We start from the raw sequence: 7,893 nt of genomic DNA on the forward strand, positions 1-7,893 counted from the left end.
GGGAATCGACCGAGAGTTGGGCCGAGGTCTTACGGGACTTGAAAGGTCGTGGTCTGACTGATCCGAAACTGTTCTGTGGCGACGGCGCGCTGGGATTGTGGGGCGCGATTGACCAGGTGTATCCGCAAGCGGACCATCAACGCTGCTGGTGTCACAAGATGCGCAACGTTCTGGCCTGTTTCCCGAAACGGCTGCATGACGAGGTCACTCGTTTGTTGCAACGGCTATACACGGCCGACACCAAACAACAGGCCGAGACCCTGATGGCACAGTTCGCCGAAACGTACGACCGCACCTATCCTCGTGCCGTCGAGTGTCTGTTGAAGAACCAGGAGGCATTGCTGACGTACTTTCGGTATCCGAAGGAGCACTGGGTATCGCTGAAAACGACCAATCCGATCGAGTCGATCTTCGCCACCGTCAAGCTGCGCACCAACGCCGCCCGACGAATCAAGTCACCGCGCTCGGCGCTGTACTTGGTCTTCCAGTTGATCGTAAGAGCACAGAAGCGCCGGCGCCGGATCAACGCGCCGCACCTGGTGACGAAAGTGCTGGCGGGAGTGACGTTCGAGGACGGAATTGAGGTCAGAAGCAGAAACAATCAGACCGAAAAGCACGCTGCTTGAGAAACCAATTTACACAACTCTTGACATGAGCTCTGGAGGCCGCTGTCAAACAAGAATGTGCTGACGAGTCTAGGGTACAGTGCCCACCTCACCCCACCCCCACCTTTTCAATACTCTTCTTCAGATGTTCCTGCGTCTGATGCGTATAAATCCTTGTTGTTCCCAAGTCCTTATGCCCCAAAATGGTAGCTACTGTTCCTGGTTCAACGCCGTTCATTTGCATCAGGCTGGCAAATGTGTGCCGCAGATCGTGGACTCTGGTCAGACCATCAAGTCCAGCCGCCTCGGCGACGGTAATCAAAACTTTTCGCAGCTCGTCCTTTTCCAGATGCTTTGCGGCCTCGTCGACGAGAACATAACCTTCTCGTTTCCCAATCGATTTCAAAATACCCAAACACGTCTGATTGAGATAAAACGACCGCTCGCTGGTCTTAGGTGTCCAGCCAGGTTTTGACCTGATCTGAATTAACGCTGATTCCAGATCAACATCATCCCAGGTCAGATTACACAACTCACCTGACCTCAAACCCGAATTCAAAAGAAACTGGAACGCCCGAGCGTAGACCGCAATCTTGGGGTCGCTAAGAGCCATTTGCCTCGCTGTAACCAACAACAGCGAACACTCCTCTTGAGAGAGAATTCTAATCTGACGCTTGGGACCAGCTTTTAGCCTCTTCACTTTTCTCGTCGGTATAGCTGCAATCCAATTGTGATCCTGCGCCCAAAGAAAGGCTGACCTAAGAATTCCTATCTCATAGTTGACTGTCTGAGGCTTTGGAAGTCTCTTGTTTTTGTGATTGCCATTCTTGACTCCATCTGCCTCAATCTTCAACTCAACTGATTCCAAACGTCGTCGCTGATAGGCTTCAATGTGCTCTTGCTTGAGCTGCGAGAGATACCTGACACTGGAGTGGAACAGGCGTAAGAAGGCAAGGAAGGCGTTGATGGCTGCCCGGTATCTCTTAACTGTGTTGGGTGAGGTCCTGAGTCTGACATGCTCGATGTAGCCTGAAAAGAAGTCATCGATTCGTTTATCTCTGACAGACAGCCCGAGCTTTTCAAATCGCTCGTTCTCAGCAAGGCCCTCGATTTCCTTTTTCAAGCGTTTGGCATCAGCGAGGGAGCCAGCTCTAACCCATTTGTGCTTTCCTTGAAAAGAGACCACCACAAAATAGGTGCGCCTGCCGTTCTTCCCCTTCTTGAGCTGAATACTAGCCATACAAATCCGTTAGAAATCCTTTAGAAATCTAACGCGGCGGAGAACAAAATGTCAATAACTTATTGGGAGACAGTAGGGGATTTGTTAGAAAGTGATTCTGGCGGAGAGGCAGGGATTCGAACCCTGGACAGGGATCACCTGTACACACTTTCCAGGCGTGCGCCTTCGACCGCTCGGCCACCTCTCCGCAATCGTCTGGATCGGCGACCGCCGGCCGCCGGAATCGGGGGCTAATCTAACGTATTCCACCCCGGAAACAAGACGAAACTGAAATCACGCTGGGCCGAATGCTACGCCTACGGTCGTTCAACGCTCAGCCGGGCGCGGCCAGAACTCGGCGATCGTCTCGCGCAGGAGGCGGTTAAACGTAGCCGGGTCCTCCAGATGCGGGAAATGCCCCGACCCGGACATGATCCGGACGGCAAACGACGCTGCTATCAGGCCGTTGGCATCGGCATAGGTCGGATATTTGTCGCTGCTGATAGTGCGGATCGGCAAGCGTACGTCGGCCAGCGCGCTCCGGTAATTGTAGCGGACCGTCTCAAACAGCGAACTCAAGGCGACATCATCGGGCGCGGAAGCCATGTCATTGGCAATTCTGTTGGCCAGCGACGTATCCACCGACTGCGGAAACATGGACTGTACGAACTGATATACGTTCTTTTTGAAAGGTTGACGCAGGCGGTTAACAAACCCCTGGGCCTGCTCATCGGTGTATGTTGTGGAAAAGTCCTGAAAGTTGTCCACGCCGACAAGCGCCGCCACCCGTCCCGGCAGCAACCGGGCCGCCTCGATTACCACCGGCCCGCCCATGGAGTGGCCGATCAGAATCATGTTTTGCAGGTTCAGCTTCTCAACCACTGCGGCGACATCGACCCCGTAGCTGGCCATATTCCATCGCTTGCGTTCGAGCCCTGACTGCCCATGGCCGCCCAGGTCGATTGACACCACGCGATAATCCCGGGCGAACTCGTCGACCTGATTACGCCAGTAGGTGCGGTCGCAGCTCCAGCAGTGTACGAACACCAGCGTTTGCTCACCCTGGCCACGGGAATCAAAGTAGATCATGACGCTGTCGGCGGACCGGACGCTGTCGACAGTCGCCACTACCGGCGGGGTGGTTTGGGTCTGTGTAGCCGGGGCGGGCGTTTCCTTTTGGCACCCAATTGCCAGCCATACTATGGACGCACCCAGTAAACAGACTAAGCATGCGGCGAACCTACTATTGCTCATAACCTTCTCCAAAGTACAGAAACCTGTTCAATACGTTTATGAACTCGGACCAGCCACGGCCGTCCAGACGGCCTCGGATCCTCTCGATCGCGCCCATTTTGCTGTCGATTTCATCACAATAGTAAAGTATGAACGCTTCGGGAGTCTGCGGCACCACCGGCGCGCCGAATTCGCGCTCTCCGTGATGGGACAATATCAGGTGCCGGAGCATGATCAGCGATCTCTCCGGGAAGTTCTCCACCCGGCGGGCGCGCTCACAAATCCAGTTGTCGGCGATACAAATGTGATCGATCAGGCGACCCTCATCGGTGTAGTCGATCACTGTCCGGGTATGATAGCTGGCCATTTTGCCCACGTCATGGAACAGACCGCCGAAGATGAGGTGGTTGCGGTTGAGAAAATCATACCCTTCGGCCACGCGAAGGGCGAGTTCCGTGACATTGGCGGTATGCTCGGAGAGGCCGCCGATCGTGGCATGGTGCCAGAGCTTTCCGGCGGGCGCGGTGAGAAAGCCCTGCAGCCATTCGGGATCGTCGAAAAACTGATCAACGAGACTGCGAATCGGTACGGATTCGATTTTATCCCGGAGCGCGAACAGCCGTGCCTTGCGAACGTCTTCCGGCTGGTGCGAATGGGGCATGATATCGGCCAGCGTGTATTCGTTGTCGGCGGCCGGGCGGAGACGGTTGATTACGAGTTGGGGCTTGTCGCGGTATTCGCCGACCACCCCCCGTGCTTTGACCACCATCGCCTCGGACAGTTCCTCGAGCGCAAAATGGTCCGGCTCCCACATGACCGCGGCGACCCGGCCGGACGAGTCGCCCAGCTCGAGCGAAACAAAGCGCCCGCGGGTGTATTCGCGCACCTCTTTCTTCCGGATCGAGAAGTACCCCTCGATCTGGTCGTCCTTGACGAAGTCGACGATCTTCTTTGCCAGCATAGGGGCAAATTAATGCCGCCAGTTCGACAAGGCCAGCGCAAAATCTACCGATGAATAAAGAGTTGGCCCGCCTGAGTATAAGATGTAAATTGGCCGAGCGTTATGAAAATCCTGACCCGCTACATCATTAGGGAACACATCGCGCCGTTCTTCTTTGCCTTCTTCACGATCACATTTTTGTTGGTGATCGATTTTGTCCCCAAAATCATCGACCGGGTAATCGACAAAGACCTCGACCTGACCGTGGTCCTCGAGCTGGTCTGGCTGAACCTGGCCTGGATGCTGGCGCTTTCGATACCGATGTCGGTGTTGGTAGCCACGCTCATGGCTTTCGGGCGGCTCGGCTCGGATTTCGAGATCATCGCCATGAAATCGTCGGGTATCAACCTCCTGCACATCCTGGTTCCGCTCATGGTAGCGGCGTCGTTTCTGACCTGGGGGATGATTGAGTTTCACGACAAGGTTCTGCCCGACCTAAACAAGCAAGCCCGCACGCTGATGGGGGACATCCAGGCGATGCGGCCCACGCTTGTGTTCCAATCCGGCATCTTCATAACCGACATTCCCGGCTATCTGGTGCTGATCGACCGGATTGATCACGCCACGTCGTACGTGGAAGGCGTCCGCATATCCGAGACCAAGGATCCCAATCATCCGCGGCTGATTGTCGCCAAGAACGGGTATCTGGAGATGACCGATGGCGGCCGGAACATGCGGTTCTCGCTGAACCACGGCGAACTGCATACGCTCGACCTGACCGATCCGGACAACTACCGCAAGCTCGATTTCGAAAATCAGATTATCAACGTCTCCGGCACGGGCTCCGAGTTGGTGCGCACCGATTCCGATTACCGTACCGACCGGGAGATGGGCATAGAGCAGATGTCGACCCATGTCGCCGAGGCCGGCAGCGCCACCAAGCCGCTCAGAGCGAGAATCAACGAGTACTTTCAGTCCAAGTATACCTACTTGTTTTCGGATTCGTTCGCATTCAATCTGAAGGACACGGTCGATGACCGCCGGGCGTTGTCTTTGGTACAGAGCGACGCGTCGGTGCTGGTGCGGCATGTCGAGCGCAACCGCCAGCAGATCGAGGCCCAGAAACGGATCATGGACAAGTACAATATCGAGATTCAAAAGAAATACTCGATACCGGCGGCCTCGCTGGCGTTCGTATTGATCGGCGCGCCGCTCGGGATCATGACGCGTCGCGGCGGCATGGGGATGGCGATTGCTATCGCCATTGCCCTGTTCATGATCTACTGGGCGTTCCTGATCGGCGGCGAAGACATGGCCGACCGGGGGCTGGTCTCGCCGTTCCTGGCGATGTGGAGCGCTAATATCCTGATAGGCGCACTCGGCCTGTATCTCAACTATATCGTGGTTACTGAAAAGCCGGTTTTCGGCTGGTTCCGGCGAAGGGATTAGACGCAGTGTTGCTAAAGCGTCTCGATACTTACCTCCTCACGTATTTCTTTTTGTCATTCCTGGCCGTCACGGTGGCAATCGGGCTGACGATTATCGTCATCAACATGATCGAGGAGCTGCCTGATTTTATCGATAACAATGTCGCCCTGCTGCAGATTCTCGAATACTATGTTTACTTCGGCGGCTGGGTGGTCAAGTCGTTCGTGCCGATGTTTGTCCTGCTCAGCGTGCTGTTCTCCATATCACTGCTGGCGCGGCGGCACGAGATTCTCGCTATGAAAGGGAGCGGACTTTCGCTCTATCGCATCACCGCGCCGTTTGTCCTGATTACGTTGCTCATCGCGGCGGGGCATTTCTACTACAACGAGTATATCTTCCCCACCACGAATAAGAGGAAACTCGAGATAAAGAGTTTCACTATCGAGGGCCATTCGCGTATCACGCAAACCCATGTGCGGGATATCTATCGCCAGATCAACCCCGGCAGTTTCTATACTATGGCCCAATTCGATACCGACCGCCGCATGGGGGAGAGCTTCAAGCTGTATCGCTCGGAGCGCAACCGGGCTACCGAGATCATCACCGCCGACCGTATTATCTACATGGACTTTCTATGGCAGGCGATCGACGGCAACCGGCGGACTTTCTCGGACAGCGCGGAACCCAGATTCGTCAAGTTCGATACGCTGATTGTCGGTGATATCGATGACACCCCCGAAGACCTCGCCAAGCGATTGGGCAAACCTGAGGACATGGGGATCGATGAACTCCGGCGGTATATCGATCTGATGAAACGGACCGGCGGGCCGTACACGCGTGAGCTGGTCGACCTGCAGATGAAATACTCGTTCCCGGTGGCGTCGTTCATAGTCGTGCTCATCTGCGTGCCGTTTGCATCGAATCCTCGCCGCGCCGGCATTGCGGTCTCTATTGCAGCGGGGGCGGGGATTTCGCTGATTTACTTCGTGCTTTACAGGATGATGCAATCGGCCGGCTGGAACGGCAAGATCGCCCCCGAGTACGCAGCCTGGAGTGTCAACGCGCTGTTCTTTTTGATCGGCCTGATACTTATGTGGCGAGCGCCCAAGTAATGACAAACCGCGACCACGAAAAGAACCGCGCCGCCTGGAATCAGATGGTCGACCTCCACGTGAACCACCCGGAATACCGCACGCGGGAGGTAATCAATGGCGGTTCGTCCCTGAAGCAGATTGAACTCGATGCCCTCGGCGATGTGCGCGGCAAGACGCTCCTGCACTTGATGTGCCAGTTCGGGCTGGACACGCTGTCATGGGCGCGCCTGGGTGCGATTGTTACCGGAGTGGATATTTCGGATCGCTCTGTCGAAGTCGCCAACGAACTAAAGACCAAATGCGCCCCCGAAGCTACGTTTGTGCGCTGCGATATACTCGATCTGATAGGAGTGATCGATCAGAAGTTCGATATCGTGTTTCAGTCCTACGGTACGCACATCTGGATTTTCGATATCAACCGCTGGGCGAAGGTAGTCGCGCACTATCTCAAACTGGGCGGGACGTTCTTCATTATCGATGAACATCCGATCAATCCGCTGTTTCTGTTTCCCGATGAGTCCCCCGACTATTTCGCGCGCGAGCCGCTGCGTACCGTGAACCCGCGCGATTACTGCGCGACTGAGACGCGTATCGACGGCGAGCATATCGAGTGGCAGCACCCGGTGTCTGCGATTGTGAACGCGCTGGTCGGCGCCGGATTGATTATCGAACGCCTCGAGGAGTACAATTTCGGGTATTACAAAGTCGCTGAGGATTGGTATGTGCGCCCGGATCACTATTGGTACCCGCCCGGCGGCCCGACCAAGTACCCGCTGATGCTTGCGATTAAGGCGCGCAAGCCGCTAGCGGAGGAACGAGCGGAGTTATGAGGTTTGTTTCAGAGAATGTGAGGACCCACAGCAAGCTGTGGGCTACCAGATGGCTGTCTCTCCCAGCAAACCTCGCAAGGCCAGCTCGAAATCACCCGTCGCCAGTCCCTGCACGTACAACTCCGGGATCAACTCCTTGACCGCCTGCGAGCGACGCTGCCAGGCCGGCAACACCTGCGAGGCAAACGGCTCTTCACTGTCGCGGACCCGGGGCGCTCGCACCCTGACTGTCCCCGTCCCCAGCGTCACCCGACGCCCTTTGCCATATCCGTTGCGGTACCCTGACCGCGTGACCGTTCGCTCATATCGTTGCCGCCCCAGAAACTCCGTCACTTCCGCCTCCAGAACCGAGAGCAACATTCGCTGCGCTCCCTCACGGGCGATGCTGTCAAGATCCTCAGTCAATCCGGTCGCCCGATCTGGTAGCCCACAGCTTGCTGTGGGTAATTTGGAAGTTCGACGATGACACGACTCCGCCATTACGACAACGAAGGTACCGCCCGGTTTGTGACGTTCGGGTGTTATCGCAGTCTCCCCTTCCTGG

The 7,893-nt window shown here is 56.0% G+C and carries 8 protein-coding genes and 1 tRNA gene; 4 read left to right on the forward strand and 5 right to left on the reverse strand.

Annotation, left to right across the window (positions count from 1 at the left end; genetic code table 11):
• A partial coding sequence (locus AB1772_12760) for a transposase (protein ID MEW5797212.1) occupies positions 1-626 on the forward strand: 626 nt, incomplete at its 5' end.
• 88 nt (positions 627-714) lie between these two features.
• Here the strand turns inward: AB1772_12760 and AB1772_12765 are convergent.
• From AB1772_12765 to AB1772_12780, 4 genes are all read right to left on the reverse strand, one after another.
• Complete coding sequence (locus tag AB1772_12765) at positions 715-1,845, reverse strand: tyrosine-type recombinase/integrase (GenBank protein MEW5797213.1); 1,131 nt, start codon at positions 1,843-1,845, stop codon at positions 715-717.
• A 98-nt stretch (positions 1,846-1,943) separates the two neighbouring features.
• Positions 1,944-2,032: transfer RNA gene (locus tag AB1772_12770), tRNA-Ser, on the reverse strand.
• A 119-nt stretch (positions 2,033-2,151) separates the two neighbouring features.
• Positions 2,152-3,078 (reverse strand): alpha/beta hydrolase, encoded by a 927-nt coding sequence (locus tag AB1772_12775; protein ID MEW5797214.1) that lies wholly within the window; start codon positions 3,076-3,078, stop codon positions 2,152-2,154.
• The gene (locus AB1772_12780; protein ID MEW5797215.1) at positions 3,068-4,018 is read right to left on the reverse strand and encodes an HD domain-containing protein; all 951 of its coding nucleotides are present in this window, start codon (positions 4,016-4,018) and stop codon (positions 3,068-3,070) included. Before AB1772_12780 ends, AB1772_12775 begins: the two co-directional genes overlap by 11 nt.
• Before the next feature lie 102 nt (positions 4,019-4,120).
• Here AB1772_12780 and AB1772_12785 point away from each other — a divergent pair, with 102 nt between their 5' ends.
• From AB1772_12785 to AB1772_12795, 3 genes are read left to right on the forward strand one after another with little or no spacing between them, the layout of a single operon-like run.
• Positions 4,121-5,446, forward strand: a complete 1,326-nt coding sequence (locus AB1772_12785) for an LptF/LptG family permease (protein MEW5797216.1) — start codon at positions 4,121-4,123, stop codon at positions 5,444-5,446.
• Positions 5,447-5,451: 5 nt separating this feature from the next.
• Positions 5,452-6,537 (forward strand): LptF/LptG family permease, encoded by a 1,086-nt coding sequence (locus AB1772_12790; GenBank protein ID MEW5797217.1) that lies wholly within the window; start codon positions 5,452-5,454, stop codon positions 6,535-6,537.
• Positions 6,537-7,349 carry a class I SAM-dependent methyltransferase gene (locus AB1772_12795; GenBank protein MEW5797218.1) on the forward strand — a complete coding sequence of 271 codons (813 nt, stop codon included), beginning with the start codon at positions 6,537-6,539 and terminating at the stop codon, positions 7,347-7,349. Before AB1772_12790 ends, AB1772_12795 begins: the two co-directional genes overlap by 1 nt.
• Before the next feature lie 42 nt (positions 7,350-7,391).
• On the opposite strand, the gene AB1772_12800 is transcribed toward AB1772_12795, so the two are convergent.
• Positions 7,392-7,893, reverse strand: a 502-nt coding sequence (locus AB1772_12800; protein ID MEW5797219.1) for a transposase, incomplete at its 5' end; no start/stop codon positions are given.

This window comes from Candidatus Zixiibacteriota bacterium (assembly GCA_040752815.1).
GTDB lineage: Bacteria > Zixibacteria > MSB-5A5 > GN15 > FEB-12 > JAGGTI01.